This is a genomic window from Arthrobacter sp. YD4 (assembly GCF_030410515.1).
Lineage (GTDB): Bacteria > Actinomycetota > Actinomycetes > Actinomycetales > Micrococcaceae > Arthrobacter.
Map to the genome: position 1 here is coordinate 90,053 of NZ_JAUHHD010000006.1, position 18,363 is coordinate 108,415.

Annotated in this window: 19 protein-coding genes, 1 tRNA gene and 1 pseudogene; 9 read left to right on the forward strand and 12 right to left on the reverse strand. The window is 68.5% G+C overall.

What is annotated here, in order from left to right; translation table 11 throughout:
• Nucleotides 1–3 precede the first annotated feature (3 nt).
• Both QWJ39_RS14985 and QWJ39_RS14990 read right to left on the reverse strand, forming a co-directional pair.
• Nucleotides 4–1,137 (reverse strand): Rossmann fold nucleotide-binding protein, encoded by a 1,134-nt coding sequence (locus QWJ39_RS14985; RefSeq protein WP_290258665.1) that lies wholly within the window; start codon nucleotides 1,135–1,137, stop codon nucleotides 4–6.
• Nucleotides 1,138–1,143: 6 nt separating this feature from the next.
• On the reverse strand, nucleotides 1,144–1,632 hold the full coding sequence (locus tag QWJ39_RS14990) for an SRPBCC family protein (RefSeq protein ID WP_290258666.1): 489 nt from the start codon (nucleotides 1,630–1,632) through the stop codon (nucleotides 1,144–1,146).
• A 74-nt stretch (nucleotides 1,633–1,706) separates the two neighbouring features.
• On the opposite strand from QWJ39_RS14990, the gene QWJ39_RS14995 reads away from it, so the two are divergent.
• Nucleotides 1,707–2,483 (forward strand): gamma-glutamyl-gamma-aminobutyrate hydrolase family protein, encoded by a 777-nt coding sequence (locus tag QWJ39_RS14995; protein ID WP_290258667.1) that lies wholly within the window; start codon nucleotides 1,707–1,709, stop codon nucleotides 2,481–2,483.
• Here the strand turns inward: QWJ39_RS14995 and QWJ39_RS15000 are convergent.
• The gene (locus QWJ39_RS15000) at nucleotides 2,480–3,769 is read right to left on the reverse strand and encodes an MFS transporter (RefSeq protein ID WP_290258668.1); all 1,290 of its coding nucleotides are present in this window, start codon (nucleotides 3,767–3,769) and stop codon (nucleotides 2,480–2,482) included. The two genes, QWJ39_RS14995 and QWJ39_RS15000, sit on opposite strands and share 4 nt — an antisense overlap.
• 169 nt (nucleotides 3,770–3,938) lie before the next feature.
• Here QWJ39_RS15000 and QWJ39_RS15005 point away from each other — a divergent pair, with 169 nt between their 5' ends.
• The 3 genes from QWJ39_RS15005 (at nucleotide 3,939) to QWJ39_RS15015 (ending at nucleotide 5,423) form a co-directional block, all read left to right on the forward strand.
• A complete protein-coding gene (locus QWJ39_RS15005) occupies nucleotides 3,939–4,388 on the forward strand; it encodes a MarR family transcriptional regulator (RefSeq protein WP_290258669.1) in 450 nt (149 codons plus the stop codon).
• A 196-nt stretch (nucleotides 4,389–4,584) separates the two neighbouring features.
• Nucleotides 4,585–4,944, forward strand: a complete 360-nt coding sequence (locus QWJ39_RS15010) for a metalloregulator ArsR/SmtB family transcription factor (protein WP_290258670.1) — start codon at nucleotides 4,585–4,587, stop codon at nucleotides 4,942–4,944.
• Nucleotides 4,941–5,423 (forward strand): SRPBCC family protein, encoded by a 483-nt coding sequence (locus tag QWJ39_RS15015; protein ID WP_290258671.1) that lies wholly within the window; start codon nucleotides 4,941–4,943, stop codon nucleotides 5,421–5,423. The genes QWJ39_RS15010 and QWJ39_RS15015 overlap by 4 nt, the downstream gene beginning before the upstream one ends.
• A 120-nt stretch (nucleotides 5,424–5,543) precedes the next feature.
• On the opposite strand, the gene sucD is transcribed toward QWJ39_RS15015, so the two are convergent.
• The 5 genes from sucD to QWJ39_RS15040 form a co-directional block, all read right to left on the reverse strand.
• On the reverse strand, nucleotides 5,544–6,446 hold the full coding sequence (gene sucD, locus QWJ39_RS15020; RefSeq protein ID WP_290258672.1) for a succinate--CoA ligase subunit alpha: 903 nt from the start codon (nucleotides 6,444–6,446) through the stop codon (nucleotides 5,544–5,546).
• Between the two features lie 10 nt (nucleotides 6,447–6,456).
• On the reverse strand, nucleotides 6,457–7,626 hold the full coding sequence (gene sucC, locus QWJ39_RS15025; RefSeq protein ID WP_290258673.1) for an ADP-forming succinate--CoA ligase subunit beta: 1,170 nt from the start codon (nucleotides 7,624–7,626) through the stop codon (nucleotides 6,457–6,459).
• A 224-nt stretch (nucleotides 7,627–7,850) separates the two neighbouring features.
• Nucleotides 7,851–8,549, reverse strand: coding sequence for a hypothetical protein (locus tag QWJ39_RS15030; RefSeq protein ID WP_290258674.1), 699 nt, complete (start codon nucleotides 8,547–8,549; stop codon nucleotides 7,851–7,853).
• 64 nt (nucleotides 8,550–8,613) lie between these two features.
• Nucleotides 8,614–11,121, reverse strand: coding sequence for a DNA helicase PcrA (gene pcrA / locus QWJ39_RS15035; protein WP_290258675.1), 2,508 nt, complete (start codon nucleotides 11,119–11,121; stop codon nucleotides 8,614–8,616).
• A gap of 45 nt (nucleotides 11,122–11,166) precedes the next feature.
• A complete protein-coding gene (locus tag QWJ39_RS15040) occupies nucleotides 11,167–12,051 on the reverse strand; it encodes an inositol monophosphatase family protein (protein WP_290258676.1) in 885 nt (294 codons plus the stop codon).
• Nucleotides 12,052–12,108: 57 nt separating this feature from the next.
• On the opposite strand from QWJ39_RS15040, the gene QWJ39_RS15045 reads away from it, so the two are divergent.
• The gene (locus QWJ39_RS15045; RefSeq protein ID WP_290258678.1) at nucleotides 12,109–12,750 is read left to right on the forward strand and encodes a hypothetical protein; all 642 of its coding nucleotides are present in this window, start codon (nucleotides 12,109–12,111) and stop codon (nucleotides 12,748–12,750) included.
• Here QWJ39_RS15045 and QWJ39_RS15050 read toward each other — a convergent pair.
• Nucleotides 12,747–13,814 carry a hypothetical protein gene (locus QWJ39_RS15050; protein ID WP_290258679.1) on the reverse strand — a complete coding sequence of 356 codons (1,068 nt, stop codon included), beginning with the start codon at nucleotides 13,812–13,814 and terminating at the stop codon, nucleotides 12,747–12,749. The genes QWJ39_RS15045 and QWJ39_RS15050 overlap by 4 nt on opposite strands.
• A gap of 196 nt (nucleotides 13,815–14,010) precedes the next feature.
• Here QWJ39_RS15050 and QWJ39_RS15055 point away from each other — a divergent pair, with 196 nt between their 5' ends.
• Nucleotides 14,011–14,154 carry a hypothetical protein gene (locus tag QWJ39_RS15055; protein ID WP_290258680.1) on the forward strand — a complete coding sequence of 48 codons (144 nt, stop codon included), beginning with the start codon at nucleotides 14,011–14,013 and terminating at the stop codon, nucleotides 14,152–14,154.
• Between the two features lie 100 nt (nucleotides 14,155–14,254).
• Here the strand turns inward: QWJ39_RS15055 and QWJ39_RS15060 are convergent, their stop codons facing one another.
• The 3 genes from QWJ39_RS15060 to QWJ39_RS15070 all read right to left on the reverse strand — a co-directional run bounded on the left by QWJ39_RS15060 (nucleotide 14,255) and on the right by QWJ39_RS15070 (nucleotide 17,251).
• The gene (locus QWJ39_RS15060) at nucleotides 14,255–15,787 is read right to left on the reverse strand and encodes an EAL domain-containing protein (RefSeq protein WP_290258681.1); all 1,533 of its coding nucleotides are present in this window, start codon (nucleotides 15,785–15,787) and stop codon (nucleotides 14,255–14,257) included.
• Nucleotides 15,784–16,194 carry a hypothetical protein gene (locus QWJ39_RS15065; protein ID WP_290258683.1) on the reverse strand — a complete coding sequence of 137 codons (411 nt, stop codon included), beginning with the start codon at nucleotides 16,192–16,194 and terminating at the stop codon, nucleotides 15,784–15,786. The genes QWJ39_RS15060 and QWJ39_RS15065 overlap by 4 nt, the downstream gene beginning before the upstream one ends.
• Nucleotides 16,195–16,477: 283 nt before the next feature.
• Nucleotides 16,478–17,251, reverse strand: coding sequence for a DUF998 domain-containing protein (locus tag QWJ39_RS15070; protein WP_290258684.1), 774 nt, complete (start codon nucleotides 17,249–17,251; stop codon nucleotides 16,478–16,480).
• 85 nt (nucleotides 17,252–17,336) lie between these two features.
• Between QWJ39_RS15070 and QWJ39_RS15075 the strand changes: the two genes are divergently transcribed.
• From QWJ39_RS15075 to QWJ39_RS15085, 3 genes and pseudogenes are all read left to right on the forward strand, one after another.
• Nucleotides 17,337–17,409 (forward strand) — tRNA-Arg (locus QWJ39_RS15075).
• Nucleotides 17,410–17,479: 70 nt separating this feature from the next.
• Nucleotides 17,480–17,902, forward strand: a pseudogene (locus QWJ39_RS15080) (DUF6314 family protein); the annotation flags it as partial.
• 48 nt (nucleotides 17,903–17,950) lie between these two features.
• The gene (locus QWJ39_RS15085) at nucleotides 17,951–18,349 is read left to right on the forward strand and encodes an NUDIX domain-containing protein (RefSeq protein WP_290258798.1); all 399 of its coding nucleotides are present in this window, start codon (nucleotides 17,951–17,953) and stop codon (nucleotides 18,347–18,349) included.
• Nucleotides 18,350–18,363: the final 14 nt, after the last annotated feature.

Genomic DNA, 18,363 nt, shown 5'->3' on the forward strand with positions numbered 1-18,363 from the left:
GGCTCAGGAGGCCAGGACGGCCAGCGCCTCTTCGACCGAGTCCACCAGGAAAATCCGCCGTTCCATCTGCCGGCCCGAGGCGATGCTCTGCAGCAACGGCCATGCCGGGTAGCGGCGCAGCCAGTGCTCCCGCCCCACCAAGACCATGGGCGTGATGGTTTCCGGCGCCCCGTAGTAGTTTTCGCAGGCGTCCTGGAAGATCTCCTGGATGGTGCCGCCGGAACCGGGCAGGAACACGATCCCGCCGTTGCACAGCTCCAGCAGGACCGCCTCGCGGATGGAGTTCGCGAAGTACTTGGCGATGTGGGTGGCGAAGTAGTTGGGCGGTTCGTGCCCGTAGAACCAGGTGGGAATGCCCAGCGACGGCGTCCCGTCCGGGTGGCGTTCGACGACGGCGGCGGCCGCCCGGGCCCAGGCCGACACGGAGGGCCGGAAACCCGGCACCGCGGCCAGGTCCGCCAGCGCCTGCCGGAAGTCGGGTTCGGCCGCCCCGCTGAGGTAGGCGCCCAGGTTGGCGGCCTCCATGGCGCCCGGGCCGCCGCCGGTGGCCACCAGCCGCCCCGCCCCGGCGAGAAGCCGCCCGAGCAGCGCGGCCTCCGTGAAGCCGGCCGATCCCCGGGTGGCGGCGTGGCCGCCCATCACCCCAACCAGGGTCTTGCCCCGGGCCGCGTCCGAGCGGGTGAATTCCTCCAGGGCGTCCCCGATCGCGTGGTCGTGGAGGGCGGCGGCGAGGGTGGCATCGAGCCGGCGGCGCTGCCCGGAGTGGATGCTCCAGTGGTAGATCCGGGCGTCCGGGGTGTCCTCGTAGCGGGTCTCCGCGATGCCGGCGTAGAGCTCCTCCGGGGTGTACAGCGTTCCGCGGTAAGGGTTGAACGGCACCTTTTCCAGCCTGGGGAAGATCAGCGCGCCGCCGGCCCGGAGCATGGCCTCGACCCCGTCGTCGAAGGTGCAGCCCAGGAAGACGGCGCCCTGGACGTCGGCGGCTTCCAGCGCCGCGCGCCGGCCGCGGAGGTCCAGGGACTGCAGGTGCCAGCCGTGGAGGGATCGGGCGCCGCCGGACACCAGCCGGTCAAAGCTCTCCAGGCTCTCGACCTCGAGGGTGCGGGGGCTGGGGTGCAGGCTGCGGGCGGCGCTCATCCGGCACTACGCCCGGGCGTCCGGGGCGGGTACGTCCTGGGCGCGCCGCTCGGACAGGTACCGGTCCAGCCGGGCCAGGGTCTGCTCCAGGTTGGCGGGGTGTCGGCGCAGGTAGCCGGCCAGGCGCAGCAGGAACCGTCCCCGGACCGCGCGGGCGTCCCACTGTTCGGTGACCAGGGTGCCCGCGACCCCGGACTCGGTGGCCGGTTCCAGCAGGTACCGCCAGATGTGGCCGTAGAAGTGCCGCCAGGCGATGCGCCGGCCCTCCTCAAACTCACAGACGGTATTGAGGATCTTGTAGTCCACCCCGATCTTCATCTCCATGCCGAACCGGGCGCCGGGTCCCAGCCGTTCCGGTCCACGCGGCTGGGCGCCCTTCACGGTGCCGGAGCCGTCGATCTCGCTGTGCAGGGCGGGAGTGGCCAGCACCTCGAAGATCTCGTCCGGGGAGGCTGCGATGAAACGGCTGCGGGAGACCATGTAGCGGTTGTTCATCCGGCCATCGTAGCCTCCGGCGCGCGGCGGGAGGGGCGCCGCGGCGGGGCCGGGAACGTGGTGCAGAATGAGGCATGCAGATTCCGACCTCATCCGCCGGAGGACCCCGCATCGGGGTGCCCGTCCGGCTCAGCAGTTCCTCCGACCCGGACCCCAGGGTGGGCGAGGCGAACGACCTCTTCGACTACATCGTGGCGCTCCTGCGCGGGGCCGGCGGAGAGCCGGTGCTCCTAACGGATGCGACGGGCGTTCGCGGGCTCGACGGCGTCATCCTGCCCGGCGGCGGAGACCTGGACCCGGCGCTCTACGGGGAGACCGACGGCGGCACCTGCTACGACGTGAACGCGGCCCAGGACGAGCTGGACCTCGCGGTGGCGCGGGAGGCGATGGACGGCGGCGTTCCGGTGCTGGGCATCTGCCGGGGGCACCAGCTGCTGAACGTGCTCTACGGCGGCACCCTGGTCCAGGACATGGACCCGGGCGCGGTGCCGCATCGGGAGGCCGTCCCGTCCGACGATCCGGTTCACGACGCCGGACCGTGGGCCTGGCACGACGTGGACATCGTGGCCGGATCGAAGGTCGCCGCCCTGTACGCCGGTTGGAATCCGGAGCGGGTCAGGATCGCCTCCGGACACCATCAGGCCGTCGCCCGGGTGGGCAACGGCCTGGTGGTCACGGCTCTCGCCGATGACGGGACTGTGGAGGCGCTGGAGGATCCGGCGCGCTGGGTGGCCTCGGTGCAGTGGCACCCCGAAGCCGCAGAACTTCCCGAGGGCGAGCGGCTGGCGCCGTTCGCGGCGTTCGTGGCGGTGTGCCGGCAGCGGGTGCCGGCAGACCGGGCGGGAGCCTAGGCCCGGCCCGCGGCCACGGCTTCGGCGGTTTCCGCGGGGGCGGCGGCGCCGGCGTCGTCGTTCATGGCCCCGTCGTTAGTGTCCCCGGCGTTAGTACCCGCGGTCCCCGCGGTGGCGTTCCGTGCCCGCTTCGCGGCGCCGGCGGCGGCGACGGCCATCACCACGAGCCCGGCCAGCGTGGTGGCCGCGCCCGCCCAGATCGGGGAGGTGTAACCCAGGCCGGCGGTGATGGTGAAGCCGCCCAGCCAGGCGCCCAGGGCGTTGCCGACGTTGAACGCGCCGATGTTGGCGCCCGAGGCCAGCGTGGGGGCGCTGTCCGCGTACTTCATGACGCGCATCTGCAGGCCGGGGACAGTGGCGAAGCCGAAGCCGCCCAGCAGCACCATGGAGGCGATGGTCATCGGCGGGTTGGCGGCAGTGAGAGCGAAGACCACGAGCACCACGACGAGGGCAGCGAGCACCACCAGCAGGGTGCGGTCCACGTTCCGGTCGGCGGCCTTGCCGCCGATGGTGTTGCCGATGAACAGTCCCACGCCGAAGAGGATCAGCAGCCACGGGACGGTCGCGGCGGAGAAGCCGGTGACCTCGGTCAGCGTGAAGGCGATGTAGGTGAAGGCGCCGAACATGCCGCCGTAACCCAGGATGGTGACCAGGATGGACAGCCAGACCTGCCCGGACCGGAAGGCACGGAGCTCTCCGCGCAAACCGCCTGCGGTAGAACCAGCGCCGGTGTCGCCGGCGCCGGTCCGCGGGACCAGGGCCAGGATGCCGGCCAGTGCCAGGACACCGATGACGGTGATGGCCCAGAAGGTGGAGCGCCACCCCGCCGCCTGGCCCAGCATGGTGCCGAAGGGGACGCCCAGGACGTTCGCGGCGGTCAGGCCGGTGAACATGATGGCGATGGCGCCGGCCTTCTTGGTAGGCGCGACCATGCTGGCGGCGACCACCGCGCCGATGCCGAAGAAGGCACCGTGCGCGAGTGCGGCGATGATCCGGCCCACCATCATGACGGTGTAGCCGGGGGCGAGGGCGGAGATGAGGTTGCCGGCGATGAACAAGACCATCAGGGCGGCCAGCACGGGCTTGCGCTCGAACCGGGTCACGGCGGCGGTCAGGGCCAGCGCCCCCACGACGACGGCGAGCGCGTACCCGGAGATGAGCCAGCCGGCGACCGCCTCGGTGACGTGGAAATCCGCTGAGACTTGCGGCAGCAGGCCCATGATGACGAACTCGGTGAGTCCGATTCCGAACCCGCCGAGGGCGAGTGCTATCAGGCCGATAGGCATGGATGACTCCTTCGAAAACTGTACTGAAAGTGGGGGGACGCGTAAGCTATTAGTTGCAGACGCGTTATTTATTGTTGCACACGCAACTATAGCGCGCAAGCAACTACTTTGGGTCGGCCGGGCACGGGATGGCGCCGCGGGCGGCCCGATTGGGAAAGGAAGCACACGAATGGGCATCAAGGACGACGCCGTGGAGGTCCGCGCACAAGGCTGGCGCACCCTCGCGGCCCTGCATGGACTGATCGAGACGGAGCTGGAACGGGCCCTGCAGGCCGAGGCAAAACTCTCGGTCGTCGAGTACACAGTTCTGGACGCACTCAGCCGCCAGGACGGCTGGCACATGCGGATGCAGCAGCTCGCCCGCGCGACCGCACTGAGCGCGAGCGCCACCACCCGGCTGGTAAACCGGCTCGAGGACCGGGCCCTGCTGACCCGGATCCTCTGCGACGACGACCGCCGAGGCATCTACACCGAACTCACAGCCAGCGGCATCGCGCTCCTGGAGCAGGCCCGGCCCGTCCACGACGGCACACTGGAGCGCGCCCTGGCGGCGGCGCAGGACATCCCGGAACTCGCCCCGCTGGTGGACGCCCTCCCCCGGCTGCATGCCGTCGCCTGAGGCCGGGGATTTATACGGCTCGGAGAGCCGGTCCCGCGCAAGGCATCCGCCACTACGAGTCTGGCGCATGCGCCCTTGCAGCGGTACCGTTAAACAACCATCTTTTTGATCAAGCGTTGAGTTGATTACTCCTCGGTGACCACTCGATGGCATGCCACGCACCGCGGCTGCACCTCCGTCTTTGAGGGGGCACTTCATGGTCCACGACGACGACCAGCTCGACTCCGCCTTCCTGGCGCTGGCCGATCCCGTCCGCCGCAGGATCATCGCCCGGCTCAGCCGGGGGCCGGCCACGGTGAACGAACTGGCGGAACCCTTCGCGATCACCAAGCAGGCGGTCTCGAAGCACATCCAGGTCCTCGAACAGGCGGGGCTCGTCACGCGCACACGCGACGCCCAGCGCCGGCCCGTCCACCTGGACCCCGCGCGGCTGGAGGCACTCACCGCATGGATCGACCAGTACCGGCTGGTCCGCGAGGAGCAGTTCCGCAGCCTCGACGCCGCGCTCCACACTCAGGCCGCAGCACGCGGCACCCAGTCAAAGGACTCATCATGAGCAACGCCCTGAAACTCAGCGTCCCGGAAGGGTTGCCCTTCATCGACTTCGAACGGGACTTCGACTTCCCCGTGGCGGACGTGTTCCGCGCCCACAAAGACCCCGCCCTGATCGTGCAGTGGCTTGGCCCGCGCAGGATGAGCATGGAGGTGGACCACTACGACTTCCACACCGGCGGCAGCTACAGCTACACCCACACCGGGCACGACGGCGTCCCGCACGTTTTCAGCGGCGTCTTCCACACGGTGCGGGAGAACGACTTCGCCATCCAGACCTTCGAATTCGACGGTTACCCGGATGTGGTCAGCATCGAGTTCATGACCTTCACGGACCTCGGCGGCGGCCGCACCCGGCTGAGCGCCCATGCGGTGTACCCCAGCATGGAGGCCCGGGACGGCATGGCCCAGTCCGGGATGGAAGGCGGCGTCAGCGAGGGCTACGAGCGGCTCGAGGAACTGCTGGCCGGCGCCACGGTCTGACGGGCCGGACGAACCCGCCCCGGATTTAGGACCCGCCGCTTAAACCACAAACGCGAGGCCACCCCGGCCCGCCCGGCGAAACCGGACGGGCGTGGTGGCCCCGCGTTGTGGTGCTGTGGCCTAGAGCGCGGCGAACACTTCGCGCAGCAGCTTGGCGGTCTCGGACGGCGTCTTGCCGACCTTCACGCCGGCAGCCTCGAGGGCTTCCTTCTTGGCCTGCGCCGTACCCGCGGAGCCGGAGACGATGGCGCCTGCGTGGCCCATGGTCTTGCCCTCGGGGGCGGTGAAGCCGGCCACGTAGCCGACAACTGGCTTGGTGACGTGGGCCTTGATGTAGTCGGCCGCACGCTCCTCGGCGTCGCCGCCGATTTCGCCGATCATGACGATCGCCTTTGTCTCGGGGTCGGCCTCGAAAGCCTCGAGGGCGTCGATGTGGGTGGTGCCGATGACCGGGTCGCCGCCGATGCCGATGGCGGTGGAGAAGCCCAGGTCACGCAGTTCGTACATCATCTGGTAGGTCAGGGTGCCGGACTTGGAGACCAGGCCGATCGGGCCCTTGCCGGTGATGTTGGCCGGGGTGATGCCGACCAGGGCCTCACCCGGGGTGATGATGCCGGGGCAGTTCGGTCCGATGATGCGGGTGACCTGCTTGCCGTTGGCGTCCACCTTGGACTGGGCCAGGGCCCAGAATTCGGCGGAGTCCTGAACCGGAACGCCCTCGGTGATGACGACAACCAGGCCGATGCCGGCCTCGATGGCTTCGACGACGGCGTCCTTGGTGAAGGCCGGCGGTACGAAGACGATGGAAACGTCGGCGCCGGTCTCCGCCATGGCTTCCTTGACGGTGCCGTAGACGTTGATTTCCTTGTCGCCGTGGACGACGGTGGTGCCGGCCTTGCGGGCGTTGACGCCGCCGACGACGTTGGTGCCGGCCTTGAGCATCAGGGCGGTGTGCTTGGTGCCTTCGCCGCCGGTGATGCCCTGGACGATGACCTTGGAGTCCTTGTTGAGGTAGATAGACATGTCGCGTCCCTTACTTCGCTGCGTTGGCGAGCTCGGCGGCCTTGTCGGCGCCCTCGTCCATGGTGGCGGCCAGGGTAACCAGCGGGTGGTTGGCCTCGGCCAGGATGCGGCGGCCTTCCTCGACGTTGTTGCCGTCGAGGCGGACGACCAGCGGCTTGTTCGCGGAGGAGCCCAGTTCGGCGAGAGCGCCGACGATGCCCTTGGCGACGGCGTCGCAGGCGGTGATGCCGCCGAAGACGTTTACGAACACGGCCTTGACCTGCTCGTCACCGAGGATGACGTCCAGGCCGGCGGCCATGACCTCGGCGGAGGCTCCACCGCCGATGTCCAGGAAGTTGGCGGGCTTGACGTTGCCGTGCTTCTCGCCGGCGTAGGCGACGACGTCGAGGGTCGACATGACCAGGCCGGCACCGTTACCGATGATGCCCACCTCGCCGTCGAGCTTGACGTAGTTCAGGTCCTGCGCCTTGGCCTTGGCTTCCAGCGGGTCCGCTGCGTCCTTGTCCTCCAGGGCGGAGTGCTTCGGGTGGCGGAAGTCGGCGTTCTCGTCCAGCGAAACCTTGCCGTCCAGGGCGACGATGTCGCCGGCGCCGGTCTTGACCAGCGGGTTGACCTCGACCAGGGTGGCGTCTTCCTTCTTGAAGACGTCCCAAAGCTTGAGGATCACGGCGGCGACCTTGCCGCGCAGTTCCTCGGCGAAGCCGGCGGCGTTGACGATTTCGTCGGCCTTGGCCTGGTCGATGCCGACGGCCGGGTCGATGGCAACCTTGGCCAGCGCTTCCGGGCGTTCGACGGCGAGCTGCTCGATTTCCATGCCGCCCTCAACCGAGCACATGGCCAGGTAGTTGCGGTTGGCTCGGTCCAGCAGGACGGAGAAGTAGAATTCCTCGGCGATGTCGGCACCCTGGGCGATCATCACCGTGTTGACGGTGTGGCCCTTGATGTCCATGCCGAGGATGTTGGTGGCGTGTTCCAGAGCCTCGTCGGCGGTCTTGGCGACCTTAACGCCGCCGGCCTTTCCGCGGCCACCGACCTTAACCTGTGCCTTGACGACAGTAACGCCGCCGATCTTCTCGGCAGCTGCCTTTGCTTCTTCAGGGGTGTGCGCCACGATGCCAGCAAGCACGGGTACACCGTGCGCCTCGAACATATCGCGCGCCTGATATTCAAACAGGTCCACGGTTTAGTGTCCTTCTACGTCGAAGTAGTTTCTGTACAGCCGCTCGCCGCGGATTCGCGGTGACCGGGCTGCGGATTAAAGGCACCCTGCGACAGGTCCGGAGACGAGCCGCACGACGCAATGCTCCTTGTGGAACTCTAGTCCTTTGGAGCGGGCAGCCCGACCCACAGTACAGGTTATGTGAGTAACGACACTATTCTATTGAGCGTAGAAAAACCCCTACATTACGGGGATTTTGAGGCCTTCGGAGCCGCCGCGGAGGGCGTCGCGCCGGGTCCCTTAATGAGCTCGTAACGGTCGCGGGAGACGAAGAAAGCGACCTGCGCGGAGACGTTTCCGCAGGCCACGCCTCCGTCGTAGGCGGAGCAGCGCAGGCCGTTCCGCTCCACGTTGCCGCCCTCCGGCAGGACCGCCAGCTGGGAGATCGGCCCGGTGGCGCTCCCCTTTGGCCCGTATTCGGCTTCCTGGGCGGAGACGCCGGAGCGGCATTCACCGTAGACGGCCTTGTCCGGGATGAGCAGCGCCGTGCCGCCGAGGTAGCCCAGCCCGGTGCCGGCGCAGTCATCGGTGATGTCCTGGGCGGCGGGGCGGGGGTAGGCGGAGAGTTCGCAGTGCGCGACGGGGACGGTGGCCAGCTTGGCGTTGGCCGGCGCGGTGAAGCTGTTGGGCTCGTAGGGGAGGTTGATGCTGGTGCCCCGGGCCGAGGTGAGGCTGCAGGCGACCGTGTGGTCCGCGGTCACGAAGCTGACGGCGTCCGTGCCCGCCCCGAGTGTGGCCGGGTCCGTCAGCGGCGCCTGGCGGAGCTGCTCGAGGACCGGCAACGGCGCCGGCGGGACGTAGTCCGGGTCCTGCCGGGTGACGCTGCAGCCACTGGCCGCGAGCAGCACCAGGGCGGCGAGGGCGGCCTGCTTGGTTCGACGCATGGGCTTCGTTATGCCAATCACGGGAGCCGGCGCCGGGCGGAGCCCCGCCGGACGGTGGCGCCGGTCAGGCCGTGATCTTGGTCAGCGGCGCGTAGCGGAGCAGGAGGCGCTTCTCCCCCACCGCGAAGGTCACCTTCGCGACGGTCTTGTCCCCGGCGCCCTCGACGGCCAGCACGGTGCCGTCGCCGAAACTCGTGTGATTGACCCGGTCCCCCACGCTGACGGCCACGATCTCCTTCTGCGGCTGGACCCGGTTCCGGGCGATCGCCGCCGGGACATCCGCATTAAAACCGGCAGCGGAGTCGGCCCCGGTACCGCGGGCTGTGCCCGCGCCCCAGAAGGATCCGCTGTAGCGGCTGGAGCCGATGGACCCGCCGCCCCAGCTGGCCGCCTGGCGGCTGGTGCCCTCGCGTTTCCACTCGACCAGCTCGGCCGGGATCTCCTCGATGAACTGGCTGGCGGGGTTGTACTGGCTCTGCCCCCACATGTTCCGGACCTCGGAGCGGGTGAGGTAGAGCCGCTTCCGGGCCCGGGTCAGGCCCACGTAGGCGAGCCGGCGTTCCTCCGCCAGTTCCTTGGGGTCCGTGGCCGAACGCTGGTGCGGGAAGAGTCCGTGCTCCATGCCGGTCAGGAACACCACCGGGAATTCCAGGCCCTTGGCGGTGTGCAGCGTCATCAGGGTGACGACGCCGAGCCGCTTGGCCTCGGCGACCGCGGCGTCAATGTCCGCCCCGGGGGCGTCCGGGATCTGGTCGGCGTCCGCCACCAAAGAGACCTGCTCCAGGAACGCACCGAGCGAACCTTCCGGGTTGTCGCGTTCGTATTCACGGACGACGGCGACCAGTTCGGCGAGGTTTTCGACCCGGGATTCGTCCTGTGGGTCCGTGCTGGAGCGCAGGGTGGCGAGGTAACCGGTCTGTTCCAGCACCGCCTCGAGCGCCGCGGCCGCACCGGAGCCGGCGGCCACCTCTGCCAGGTCATCGAGCATCTTCACGAAGCCGAGGACCGCATTCACGGAGCGGGTGGCCATGCCGGGCGCCTCGTCGGCCCGGCGGGCGGCGGCCATGAAGGAGGTGCGGTCGCGCTGGGCCAGCGAGGCGATGGCACCCTCGGCCCGGTCGCCGATGCCGCGCTTGGGCTCGTTGAGGATGCGGCGCAGGTTGACGTCGTCGTCGGGGTTCACCAGGACGCGCAGGTAGGCCAGGGCGTCCTTGATTTCCTTGCGCTCGTAGAAGCGGGTGCCGCCGACCACCTTGTAGGGCAGGCCGACGCGGACCAGGACGTCCTCGATGGACCGGGACTGGGCGTTGGTGCGGTAGAAGATCGCGACGTCGCCGGGGCGGAGGTTGCCCTCGTCCTGCAGCCGGTCGATCTCCTTGGCGATGAACTGGGCCTCATCGTGCTCGTTCTCACCCACGTAGCCGACGATCTTCTCGCCGTCGCCCTCGGCCGTCCAGAGCCGCTTCTCCGGCCGGTTGGGGTTGCGGGAGATGACCGCGTTGGCGGCGCTGAGGATGGTCTGGGTGGAGCGGTAGTTCTGCTCCAGCTTGATGGTGCGCGCGTCCGGGTAGTCCTTTTCGAACTCCACAATGTTGCGGATGTCCGCCCCGCGGAAGGCGTAGATGGACTGGTCCGAGTCGCCCACCACCGTCAGTTCCGCCGCGCCGTCGCCCTCGCCGACGATCTCGCGGACCAGGGCGTACTGGGCGTGGTTGGTGTCCTGGTACTCGTCCACCAGCACGTGCCGGAAGCGGCGCCGGTAGGAATCCGCGAGCGCCGGGAAGGCCCGGAACATGTAGACGGTCTCGGCGATCAGGTCGTCGAAGTCCATGGCGTTGGCCTGGCGCAGGCGCTGGGTGTAGCCCTTGAAAACCTCCGCCACGGCCTGTTCGAACGGGTCGTTGTGGTTGGCGCTGGAGGAGTAGCTGTCCGCGTCGATCAGTTCGTTCTTGAGCGCGGAGATCTTGTGCTGGATGGCCTTGGGCGCGAACTTCTTGGGGTCCAGGTCCAGGTTCTTGGCCACCAGGGTGATCAGGCGGAGCGAGTCGGCCGAGTCGTAGATGGAGAAGTTGGAGTTCAGGCCTACGTTGGCGGCCTCGCGGCGCAGGATGCGGACGCAGGAGGAGTGGAACGTGGAAATCCACATGGTTTTTGCCCGGCCGCCGACGAGTGCCTCGATCCGCTCGCGCATCTCGGCGGCGGCCTTGTTGGTGAAGGTGATGGCCAGGATCTCGCCGTGGTGCGCACGCCGGGTGGCGATCAGGTAGGCGATGCGGTGGCTGAGCACCCGGGTCTTTCCGGACCCCGCTCCGGCCACGATCAGCAGGGCGCCGCCGGCGTGCTTGACGGCCTCTTCCTGCTGCGGGTTCAGGCCCTGGAGGAGGTCCTCGGCACTGGGCAGCCGGTGCCGTTCGCCGTCGGCGTGGCCCTGTCCGCCGTCGCCCCCGTGGCCGTGCGCCAGGGCGGGCATCCCGGTGCCGGCGTCTGCGTGAGCCGCCGCTTTCGCGGGCGAGCCCGGGGTCGCAGCTGCTTGGAAGGGTCCGTCGGCATAGGGGTCAAACAACATATCCATGGTGTTAACAAGTCTAGGTGGTGCCACCGACGGTGAGGTTCGGGGCTACTGCACGGACCCCCGCTGGAGCGCGGCGCGGAGCTCCCGTACCGCCGTCGCTCCCCCGGCGATGAACCACTCGAGGCCGTTGACTCGGACGACGTCGGTGCTGCCGCCGGCCGCACGCACGATCGCCTGGCCCGGCAGCCAGTCCCATTCCGGGCAGCTGTGCTGGAACCAGCAGTCGAGTTCGCCGTCGGCCACGCGGGCCAGGTCGCAGGAGCCGGATCCGAACATCCGCAGCGATGCCGCGGAGACGGCGGCCGCGTGCCAGGGCATGGCGCACATCGGGTCCGCGAGCCAGGTGGGGTGGATGTAGGTGGCTGCGCCCTGCTCCGCGAGGGGCGCCTCGTCCCGCGCCGGAGCTACTCCCTCGGGGGCGAAGCCGGTCAGCCGTTCCCCGTTCAGGGTGGCGGGGTGGTCGGTGCCGCCGAGCCAGAGCTTGTCCGCCTCGGGCTGGAAGATGGCACCGAGGATCGGCCCGGTTGCGTCCTTGAGCGCCAGGGCGGAGCACCAGTAGCTGGAGCCGTGCAGGAAGTTGTAGGTGCCGTCCACCGGGTCGATCACCCAGGTCCGTCCGCTGGTGCCGGTCTTGGCGGCGCCCTCCTCGCCGAGGATGCCGTCCTCGGGCCGGCACCGCTGGAGCTGTTCGAGGACGTAGGCTTCCGCGGCGTGGTCGGCGGCGGTGACGACGTCGGACACGGAGGTCTTCTGGTGGCCTTCCAGCCCGGCGTGGCGCATCAGCAGGGCCAGGTTTCCGGCCTCCCGGACCAGGGCCGCGGCTAACTCGGCGTCGTCGAGGTCTGGGCTGAGGTCCGCGGCGCTGTGCCGTCCGAGCCGATGCCTGCCGAGGTCGCTGTGGCCGAAGTCGTTGCTGCCTGTTTCGCTCATTCGTTCAGCCTACCGGCGCCGGGCATAGGGGCGGGGTGCAGGGGCGATAATGGGTCCATGGCCAAAACACCCGCCCAGCGGCTCAAAAAACATGGCGCCAACGCTGCCCTCCCCCAGCATCAGCTGCCTCCGGTGATCAACCCCAGCACCTCCCGGACGCCGCAGAAGGCGCAGAGCAACGGCAACCTGATCCTGATCGCCGGGGTGGTGGCGAGCCTTTTCCTGTTTTGGTACCTGCATCTGCTGACCCTGAACCAGCTGACTCAGCTCAGCGGCGGACTGCCGATGCCCGATTCCCTGATCGGCGGCTTTGACCAGGGGTTCGTTGACCAACTTCGCACGGCCATGGATAACGACGCCCGCGGACAGTTGAACTATGTGCATAAGACCGCCGGGACGCTCTTCCCTCTGATCTTCGGGTTCACCTGGCTGCTGCTGGTCGGGATGAACGTGGCTAGGAAGCCGCTGCGTTGGGCGTTCTGGGCACTGCCGCTGCTGTTTGCCGTGGTGCGGCTCTGGGGGAATGCCGCGATCGACGGCATGATGTCGGCCGGCACCCTCGACGGCGGCCAGGTGGCGCTGGCTTCGGCACTCACGGTGGCCGGGTGGGTCCTGTTGCTGCTCAACTTGCTCGCCGGCGGCGCGGCCGTGTTCCTGAACCGGAAGTCGGCCCCGGCGCGCGGAGCTGCCGCCGACTAGTGCCGGCCGAAGCCGGCCGCTCGCCAAAGCCGTGACCACAGGGACACGGGGCCCAGTTCGACGGCGATGAACTCCCGAGTCTGCTCGGCGCGGTGAGGAGCCCCTGCGTTTTCGAAGTGCATGACGGCCTCTGTCAGGGCTGTCCGGGCAGCGGACTCGTTACCCATGGCCAGATACGATCTTCCGAGAAGGAACCACGCGTCGCCAAGGAGTTGGGGGGCAACCGCCTCTGTGCAGATGTCTTCCAGGATCTCGGCCGCACCAGCAGCGTCGCCGGCCAGGAAATTCCAATGAGCCCGGTTGCGTCGGAGAAGCAGGATGTCACTTTGTGTGCCGCCAATGATGTCGGTTGCCAGTTCGGCCCGCTCGATGCACCGGAGAGTGTCAGCATCCGCAACGTCTGCCGCTAAGCGCATGGCGGCGGACGCCTTATTGAATTTGGCCCAGACGTCCAGGTTTTTGGTCGGGGAAAAAGTCGCAGCCGCGAGTTCGTGGTAGTGCAATCCGTCTTGAATTCTGCCGCAGAGGAATGCGACATTGCCCACTACCCAGAAGGCTTTGCCTGCCAACTGGTCATCAAGCTCATCCGAAACGGCCTGAGCAAGCTTCTTACTCTCCGCCCATGCCTCGTCGAACTGGCCGCCATCGGCGAGCGCGGCGATAAGAGCCTGCCTGGCCTGCACATTAATTTCTTGGTCGGAATCGCCGGGGGTTAAGTCCGCCGCGCGCCGGGCGCAATCGGCCGCCTTGTCGAGGAGTCCGGCCCCTTGGCGAGCCTTGGCGATGAGGATGTGAGTTCGGGCCTGATCCCGCTCACTCACGGGTGTTGGGGATTCCCGGAGCAGCGCTGTGCCCAGCTCCACGCAGGCATCGAACTCTTCAGCGTCCAGAAGGTTCTCGGCCCGGAGGAAGCTCATGTTCCACCAGGCAGCCGCATCGCCCGCCCCTAGGGCGATTTCGGCGGCTTGTTCCGCACTCCCGGCCGCTTCGGCGAACGCGTGGTGGCTCCGCTGCTCGTGCGCCTTGAGCTCGGCGGCGGCATACAGCGGCGATACGGAGTGCATGAGACAAGTATCGAGTGCATTTGAAGAAAAAGTGAACGCCGCGCGCAATCTATGCCGTCTCGTGACCACGCCAGCACACGATTAGCACAGTTTTTTAAAAGATCCGCGAATTCTTGCTGTACGGCGTGTCCACTACCCATATACTAAACCTGCATTACTTGAGTCACTTCAGCCACTTACGTAACAGGAGCCCTCCATGAAGAAAACCATCGCAACACTCCTCGTCGCCGGCGCCCTGGCTGCTGCGGGCGTCTCCGCTGCATCCGCTGTTTCGGCCAATGGCAACCAGGGCTCTGTAGAGGCCGTCTACTACTGGCCTAACTCCACCCCGAAGAACTAACACTGGGGTTAGCCGCCGGGGGCGGGTGCCGGATTCCGATCCAGCACCCGCCCTTTGCTTTGCGCTTCTGTTCTGCGGTTCAGAAGATGAAAAGATCGCATTACTCCGCGGCCGCACTCCAGGAAAGAATGCTCCCCGCGACAGTCTCGGCCGGCGCTGGCCTGCTGAAGTAGTAACCCTGTCCGCTGGAGCAGCCCAGCCGCACCAGTTCCTCGGCCTGCTCCGCGGTCTCGATTCCCTCCGCCACGGCCCGCAGCCCGCAGGCGTGGATCAGGTGCAGCACGGCCTCGACAAACCGACCCTGCTCCTCGTCGGTACCCAGCCCATCGATGAGGCTCCGATCAATCTTGACGACGTTCACCGGCAGCCGCCGCAGGTAGCTGATGGAGGAGTAGCCGGTGCCGAAGTCGTCGATTTCGAGCTGGACACCCAGCTGACGCAGGCCGCTGAGCGAGTACTTGTCCACGTCGCCGCCGGTCACCGCCATGGATTCGGTCAGCTCGATGATGAGGTTGGCGGCATCCACGCCGGTCTCGCGGAGAATGTCCTGGACGTGCTCAATCAGCTCCAGGTTCTGCAGCTCGGTGGTGGAGATGTTGACCCGCATGGAGAAGTCCTCATCCAACGGGAGCTCCTCCTGCCAGGTCCGCAGCTGCCGCACCGCGGTCTTCAGCACCCAGTGGCCCAGATCCACGATCATCCCGGTTTCTTCGGCCAGCGGGATGAACTGGTCGGGCATCAGCAGTCCGCGCTCGGGGTGGTTCCACCGCACGAGCGCCTCGACGCCCTCCATTCGGCCGGTCGCGAGCTCCACGACGGGCTGGTAGTGCAGCACCAGCTGGTCCTCGAGGATGGCCGCGCGCATCTCGGTCACCATCAGGCTCTGCAGCCGGCGGGCGTAGAGCAGGGCCGGTTCGAAGACCTTGATCCCGCTGTGCGGCTGGGCCTTGGCCGCGTACATCGCGGTGTCCGCCTCCATCACCAGGTCGTCCACGGACTGGCCGGGTTCGGCCACCCGCACGCCGATGCTGGTGCCGCAGGTAATCCGCAGGTCGCCGATCTCCAGGCTTTCGTTCAATGCCTTCAGGATCCGGTTCGCGACCCGGCGGGCGCGGACCAGGTTCGATTTGGGCAGCATGACGGCGAACTCGTCGCCGCCCAGCCGGGCGACGGTGTCCGTGACGCGCACGGCATCCTGGAGGCGTCGGGCGATGACACGCAGGACGTCGTCGCCGGCGCTGTGGCCCAGCGTGTCGTTGATGCCTTTGAAGGAGTCCAGGTCAAGGATCAGCAACGCGGGCGGGGCCTCGCCGCGGGAGGTCTCGGCCAGGGCGTGGCTCAGGACGGAGTTCAACGCGGTGCGGTTCGCCAGCTGGGTGAGCGGGTCCGTCAGGGCCATCCGCTCGAGTTCCACTTGGGCTTCGCGGAGCATGGCGGTCCGGCTGTCGACCCGCTCCTCAAGCTCCTGGTAAATGGTCTGCAGGTCATCGGCCATCAGGTTGATGCCGGCGATGACGGCGGCGACGTCGTCCCGCGCACCCGAGTGGGGAATGCGGGTGCTCAGATCGCCGCTGGCGATCCGGACAATGCCCTCGACCAGGTTATGGAGCCTGGGATCCGGTTCACTTTTCACTCGGTGTACTGCCTTAACCATTCGAGGGCCGCTGGACGGGAAAGAAAGAATTGCGCCGGGATGCTCTCGCTGCGGGAGCGCAGCAGGTAGTGCGCGATCACCCGGTCCACGGGACCCTCCCCCACGATGGCGACGGCGCGGGCGGCGATCGACTCGGAGTAGGCGTGCCGGGCCTCGGGGCTGACGCCGATGACACCGGAGATGTTGAGCATGACGCCGACGCGGTTGCGGCCAGCGATCGTCTGGACGGCGGCGGCAGCCCGCCGCGCCTCGGAGCCGCCGATTTCGACGTCGCGCGGCATTTCCAGTTCAACGAGCGACGGAGTGACCAGCGTGACGGTGATCTCCGACGTCGTCCTTTCGGGAGACATATCCAGCGGCGGGGCCACCGGGGGTGCTGCCGTCATGGGCGTCCCTCCGGCGCAACAAATACGCGCCCGCAGGCGGGGGCGGGGTCGCCAAAGGCCGTCGCTGCCGTGACCGGCACAACCCTTGGTTCAGACATTCGTCCCCAGCACTGCTCAGTCGTTGATTTCGCATGCGCCGGATGGAACCCGGCACAAGACTCCCGGCGTTCCGGCGAATGACCCCATGATAGTGCACGCCAGCGGCCGAATGAGATGTACGACACCCCGTCGCCGGGACGGCCCGGCCGCCCGGTCTCCAGCCGGCCAGCGCCCCGCCGGCCGCTTACCCTCGGGAACGCAGGGTCTGCGCCTTGCGCGTCGTCCGTTCCTTCCGCACCCGCTGGGCCACGACCAGACCCACCGCCGCGGTGCCGATGGTGATCGGGTAGCCCATCAGCCGTTCGAGGGTTCCGGGTTCGGGAACGGCCATCCCTGTGATGCCGCCGGTGACCAGGGCGGCGAGTCCCACCGCGCCGCAGGCCAGGATGAACCAGCCCAGCGGCGTCCGGCGCCGCCAGAGCCAGCCGATCAACCCCAGGGCCAGGCCGCCGGCCGAGAAGTACGCCACGGCGCCAATGTAATGCCACGGGGAGCCGGCGTCCTCGGGCACCAGCCCCACCACCACGGTCCCGGCACCGGCGATGGTGGTGAGGGCCCGGGCGATGAACGCCGGCACGGACGCCGGGCGCCGGCCCCTGGTGCGGGGCAGCCGTTCGCCGGCACGGGCCGCCACGCCGATCACCGCGGAGGTGACCAGCATGGCCCCCACCATCATGCCGATGCCCTGAACGATGAAGGAGGCGTTCATCAGCAGGTGGGCCGGGGAGCAGACGTCGCGGCCCGAGTAGGTGCCGCAGTGCAGGGCCCCGAGGTCGCTGATGTAGCCCGTGCGGCGGCTGTAGGCCTCCCTGCCGGCCCAGGCGCCGATCACCGCGGTCTCGGCCACGAAATATTGGAGGACACTCAGTTTGGCCAGCGCCCCGGCGTAGAACCGCGTGGACGCCACATCCGGAAGGTAGAGGAGCTCTCGGTTTGCTGCGCGTGCGGGGGCGGTCATGCCTTGAGCGTAGTACGCGCCCCCACCTTGTATGCTGGTATCCGTGTTCGGACGGGTCGGCTGTGGCCGGCCGCGACGGACGCCCGCCCTCGTAGCTCAGTGGATAGAGCACGGCTCTCCTAAAGCCGGTGTCGTTGGTTCGATTCCAATCGAGGGCACGTGGATTTCCAGAGCCCCGGCACTTCTGCCGGCAGCCACGCCACCGGTCATCACGGGGCGGTCGAGGACATGCACTCCTACCTCGCGGGCACCTGGACCGTGGCCCGCACCATGCTGGACCGCGCTACGGGCACCCGCGGCTCCTTTGCCGGCGTCGTGCGCTTCACCGCGACGGACGACGGCGGCCTCCGCTTCCGCGAAGAGGGCACGGTGACCTGGAACCCGGCCGGCGCCCTGCCCTTCACCGGGCCCGCGAGCCGCGAGTACCTGCTCCGCCCCACCGCCGCCCCCGGCGTCATGGACATGCACTTCGCCGACGGCCGCCCCTTCCACCGGATGGGTTTCGGGCCTGACACCGCCAGCGACAGCCACTGGTGCGATCCGGACACGTACCGGGTCCGCTACACCCGACTCGGCCCGGACGCCTTCCGCTACACCTGGGATGTCACCGGCCCTGCCAAGGACCTGCTGCTGGAGTCGGAACTGCGCCGGGGCCCCGTTTCCGTCTCCGCGCCGCCGCCCGGCACCAACCCGGACATCGTGGTCTCCGCCGTCTGTGTGTACGACGCCCACGGCCGGCTGCTCACCGTCCGCAAGCGCGGGACGGACAAGTTCATGCACCCCGGGGGCAAGCCCGAAGCCGGGGAATCAGCGGCGCAGGCAGCGGCCCGCGAACTGGCCGAGGAGGTCGGCATCGTGCTGCCGCCCGAGGCCCTGCAGCCGCTGGGCCGGTGGCTGGCCGACGCCGCCAACGAGTTTGCCACCCGGATCGACGCGACGGTCTTCACCGCGCCCGGGATCTGGACCGCGGCGCCGTCGGCCGAGATCGCGGAGATCCGCTGGCTTGACCTGGCCGGCGAGCTTCCGGGCGACCTGGCCCCGCTCCTGACCGACCACGTCCTGCCGCTGCTCGCGGCGGCACGCGACGCCGGGGCCTAGGCGGGGCCGGCGCA

Bases quoted from the DNA above. Each gene is read 5' to 3' on its own strand.
- QWJ39_RS14985 (WP_290258665.1), bottom strand. From the start codon at position 1,137: ATGAGCGCCGCCCGCAGCCTGCACCCCAGCCCCCGCACCCTCGAGGTC.
- QWJ39_RS14990 (WP_290258666.1), bottom strand. From the start codon at position 1,632: ATGAACAACCGCTACATGGTCTCCCGCAGCCGTTTCATCGCAGCCTCC.
- QWJ39_RS14995 (WP_290258667.1), top strand. From the start codon at position 1,707: ATGCAGATTCCGACCTCATCCGCCGGAGGACCCCGCATCGGGGTGCCC.
- QWJ39_RS15000 (WP_290258668.1), bottom strand. From the start codon at position 3,769: ATGCCTATCGGCCTGATAGCACTCGCCCTCGGCGGGTTCGGAATCGGA.
- QWJ39_RS15005 (WP_290258669.1), top strand. From the start codon at position 3,939: ATGGGCATCAAGGACGACGCCGTGGAGGTCCGCGCACAAGGCTGGCGC.
- QWJ39_RS15010 (WP_290258670.1), top strand. From the start codon at position 4,585: ATGGTCCACGACGACGACCAGCTCGACTCCGCCTTCCTGGCGCTGGCC.
- QWJ39_RS15015 (WP_290258671.1), top strand. From the start codon at position 4,941: ATGAGCAACGCCCTGAAACTCAGCGTCCCGGAAGGGTTGCCCTTCATC.
- sucD (WP_290258672.1), bottom strand. From the start codon at position 6,446: ATGTCTATCTACCTCAACAAGGACTCCAAGGTCATCGTCCAGGGCATC.
- QWJ39_RS15030 (WP_290258674.1), bottom strand. From the start codon at position 8,549: ATGCGTCGAACCAAGCAGGCCGCCCTCGCCGCCCTGGTGCTGCTCGCG.
- pcrA (WP_290258675.1), bottom strand. From the start codon at position 11,121: ATGGATATGTTGTTTGACCCCTATGCCGACGGACCCTTCCAAGCAGCT.
- QWJ39_RS15040 (WP_290258676.1), bottom strand. From the start codon at position 12,051: ATGAGCGAAACAGGCAGCAACGACTTCGGCCACAGCGACCTCGGCAGG.
- QWJ39_RS15045 (WP_290258678.1), top strand. From the start codon at position 12,109: ATGGCCAAAACACCCGCCCAGCGGCTCAAAAAACATGGCGCCAACGCT.
- QWJ39_RS15050 (WP_290258679.1), bottom strand. From the start codon at position 13,814: ATGCACTCCGTATCGCCGCTGTATGCCGCCGCCGAGCTCAAGGCGCAC.
- QWJ39_RS15055 (WP_290258680.1), top strand. From the start codon at position 14,011: ATGAAGAAAACCATCGCAACACTCCTCGTCGCCGGCGCCCTGGCTGCT.
- QWJ39_RS15065 (WP_290258683.1), bottom strand. From the start codon at position 16,194: ATGACGGCAGCACCCCCGGTGGCCCCGCCGCTGGATATGTCTCCCGAA.
- QWJ39_RS15070 (WP_290258684.1), bottom strand. From the start codon at position 17,251: ATGACCGCCCCCGCACGCGCAGCAAACCGAGAGCTCCTCTACCTTCCG.